Origin of the sequence: Luteitalea sp., assembly GCF_022842525.1 — a bacterium.
Classification (GTDB): domain Bacteria; phylum Acidobacteriota; class Vicinamibacteria; order Vicinamibacterales; family Vicinamibacteraceae; genus Luteitalea.
Genome location: NZ_JALHPM010000355.1, coordinates 1 through 3,155 on the forward strand (window position 1 = coordinate 1; position 3,155 = coordinate 3,155).

At 72.2% G+C, this 3,155-nt stretch carries 3 protein-coding genes and 1 pseudogene; 1 reads left to right on the forward strand and 3 read right to left on the reverse strand.

What is annotated here, in order from left to right:
• The 3 genes from fmt to aroC all read right to left on the reverse strand — a co-directional run.
• A partial coding sequence (gene fmt, locus Q0C41_RS30835) for a methionyl-tRNA formyltransferase (RefSeq protein ID WP_291990788.1) occupies nucleotides 1–946 on the reverse strand: 946 nt, incomplete at its 3' end.
• Between the two features lie 15 nt (nucleotides 947–961).
• The gene (gene def / locus Q0C41_RS30840) at nucleotides 962–1,471 is read right to left on the reverse strand and encodes a peptide deformylase (protein WP_291990790.1); all 510 of its coding nucleotides are present in this window, start codon (nucleotides 1,469–1,471) and stop codon (nucleotides 962–964) included.
• Between the two features lie 4 nt (nucleotides 1,472–1,475).
• Nucleotides 1,476–2,696: a chorismate synthase gene (gene aroC / locus Q0C41_RS30845; RefSeq protein WP_291990792.1), complete on the reverse strand. Its 1,221-nt coding sequence runs from the start codon at nucleotides 2,694–2,696 to the stop codon at nucleotides 1,476–1,478.
• Between the two features lie 176 nt (nucleotides 2,697–2,872).
• Between aroC and Q0C41_RS30850 the strand changes: the two are divergent.
• Nucleotides 2,873–3,155 (forward strand): annotated as a pseudogene (locus tag Q0C41_RS30850) (hypothetical protein); the annotation flags it as partial.

The following is a 3,155-nucleotide window of genomic DNA, read 5'->3' on the forward strand; positions in this document are numbered from 1 at the left end:
GCATGCCGGCACGCAGGGGCGCCTCGCTGCGGCGCCCGAGCCGCCACTCCCGTGCCGTCATGACGCGCTTGCCCTCGGGCTGCACGCGCACCACCCGCAGCGTGGTGCCCTCACCGCAGGCGAGCACGATCGCATCATCGTCGAGCGCCACCAGTCCGCCAGGCGGCGCGTCGCCCGCCGGCCGGTCGTCCACGCGGGCCTCCCGCACGACCAGACGCTGCCCGTCGACGAAGGTGAAGGCGCCGGGCCACGGCTGCATGCCGCGGACGTGGCAGTCCAGCGCCGGCGCCGGGCGGCTCCAGTCGATGAGGCCTTCCTGCTTCTCGATCTTCGGGGCGAGGGTGGCCAGGCTGTCGTCCTGCGGCACCTCGTCCACCGTCTCGCCGCGCCCCAGTCGGTCCACGACGTCCCGCAGCAGCGACGCCCCGACCACCGCCAGACGCGCCTCGAGGGTGCCGGTGGTGTCGTCGGCGGCAATGGGCACCTCGGCACGCGCGAGCATGGCACCGGCGTCCAGCGCCAGCATCACGCGCATGATCGTCACGCCACTCACCGCATCCCCGTGCAACACTGCCCGCTGGATCGGCGAGGCGCCGCGCCACGCCGGCAGGAGCGAGGCATGGACGTTGATCAGGCCTCGCGGCGGGAGGTCCAGCAGCACCTGCGGCAGGAGGCGCCCGTAGGCGGCGACGACCCCGAGGTCGGCGCGCCAGGCGCCGAACGCCTCGAGAAAGGCCGGGTCCTTCAACCGCGTCGGCTGGAGGATCGGGACGCCGGCGATGCGCGCCCGCGCCTTGACGGGGGAGTCGGACACCTGCTGCCCGCGCCCGCGCGGACGATCCGGCTGCGTGACCACGCCCACCACCTCGTGGTCGGAGGCCAGCAGGGCATCGAGCGTCGGCACGGCGAAGGCCGGGGTCCCGAAGAACGCGATTCGCAGGGGCATCAGGACGTCAGCGCCTTACCACTTGCCCGCACGCCGCAGGCGGGAGATGCGTCGGGTGATCGCCCAGCGGTAGACGGGGCGGAGGCGGTCGAGGAACAGGATGCCGTTGAGATGATCGACCTCGTGCTGGATGGCGCGGGCGAGCAGACCCTCGGCGCGAATCTCCCGCAGATCGCCGTCGCGATCGAGGGCCCGCACGGTGAGGCGCAAGGGGCGCGGCACCGTCGCTTCGATGCCCGGCAGGCTCAGACAGCCCTCTTCCTTCAACTGCATGCCGTCGCGCTCGACGACGTCCGGGTTGATGAGGACGAGCAACTGGTCGGGCCGACGACCGGCAGAGAGGTCGACCAGACACACCTGCAACGATTCGCCAATCTGGGGCGCCGCGAGCCCGACGCCGGCCGCCACGTGCATCGTCTCGCGCATGTCCTCGATGAGGCCATCGATCGCCGGCGTGATGGCCGCGACCGGAGCGGCCTTCTGATGCAGGAGCGGATCGCCGTAACGGAGGATCGGCCGACGCATGGCGTCACGCGCCGGCCGGTGCAGGATGAAAGCGTTGCTGCACGCGGGCGTCGGCGCGCTGCATGGCGGCGCGGATGTCGTCGAGGGTGTCGGCGCCGAAGCGTTCGAGCACGGCGTCGGCCAGCACGAACGCCACCATGGCCTCGGCCACGACGGCCGCCGCCGGCACCGCACACACGTCGCTGCGTTCAATCGCCGCGGGCGACTCCTGCATCGTCTGCAGGTCGACCGAGCGGAGGGGCTTCATCAGCGTCGAGATCGGCTTCATGTAGCCGCTCAGGCGAAGGTCTTCGCCATTGGTGACGCCGCCCTCGAGCCCGCCGGCGCGGTTGGTCGGGCGCGCCACACCCATCGCCCGCGACTCGTCGTCGCCGGCCGGCAGCACGATCTCGTCGTGCACCTGCGAGCCCGGCACGCTGGCCACGCCGACCCCCTTGCCGATCCCCACGGCCTTGATGGCTGGAATGGACATCACGGCCTGGGCCAGTCGGCCATCGAGCTTGCGGTCCCACTGGACGTAGGAGCCGAGGCCCGGCGGGAGGCCGCGCACGACGACTTCGAAGGCTCCGCCGAGCGTGTCGCCAGCGGCCCGTGCGGCGTCGATAGCCTCGATCATCTGCTGCTGCAGCGCCTCATCCACGCAGTGCAGGGCCGCGTCGTCGTCGATCGCCGCGATCTGGTCGTACGTCACCGCCAGCGGGTCGGGCACACTGACCGGTCCGAGCGTGAAGACGTGGCTGACGATGTGGATGTCGAGCGCGGCCAGGAACTGGCGGGCCAGCGCCCCGGCGGCGACGCGCGCCGCGGTCTCCCGGGCACTGGCGCGCTCGAGGATGTCCCGCATGTCCTCGCGGTCGTACTTCAGGGCCCCGGCGAGATCGGCGTGGCCCGGTCGCGGACGCGTCACCGGGGCGCGCCTGGCGCCGGTGGCATCGGCCGGCGCCTCCGACCCCACATGCATCGTCTGCTGCCAGTTCTTCCAGTCGCGATTGCGAATCAGCATCGCGACCGGACTGCCGAGGGTGTGGCCCTTGCGGACCCCACTCAGGATCTCGGCCGTGTCGGTCTCGATTTGCATCCGCCGCCCCCGCCCGTAGCCGAGTTGACGACGACGAAGGTCGCGGGCGAGGGCGTCCTGATCGACGGGGAGGCCTGCGGGGAGCCCCTCCACCATTGCGACCAGTGCCTGACCGTGGGATTCACCTGCCGTGAGAAATCGCAGCATCAACCCACGATTCTACACGCGCAGGCGCGGCGAGCCCGCGCGCCGAGGACGAAGTTCCTGCCGCCTGCGCATGGCGGGCGGGTCGCAGATTTCGCACGCCTCGACTGGTCGCGGTGACCATTTGCGGGGTTTCGCGGGGATGCGGACCTGGCGAGCGCCTTGCTCAGGCTCCGCGCATGTCGAGGCCCGAGCCGTACACACCCGTCGGGGCCCTCCGCGCGGGCCGCCTGATCGAGACCCCTTCGGGGCTGCTCGACCTGGCGACCGGGAGCCGCGCCGAGATCGCGTCGCGCGTCGTGGCGTCGACGTCGGCGCCCGCGTGGCGGCCTCCGGCGCCCGGGCCGGAGGCCGTCCCCGACCTGCCAGACCGCGCGGTCGTCGATGGCTGGCTGACCATCGACTGGCTGGGACGCTGGACCGAACGACTCGTCCATGTGGCGACCCCGGCTGCCGAGTGGC

Bases quoted from the DNA above. Each gene is read 5' to 3' on its own strand.
- def (WP_291990790.1), bottom strand. From the start codon at position 1,471: ATGCGTCGGCCGATCCTCCGTTACGGCGATCCGCTCCTGCATCAGAAG.
- aroC (WP_291990792.1), bottom strand. From the start codon at position 2,696: ATGCTGCGATTTCTCACGGCAGGTGAATCCCACGGTCAGGCACTGGTC.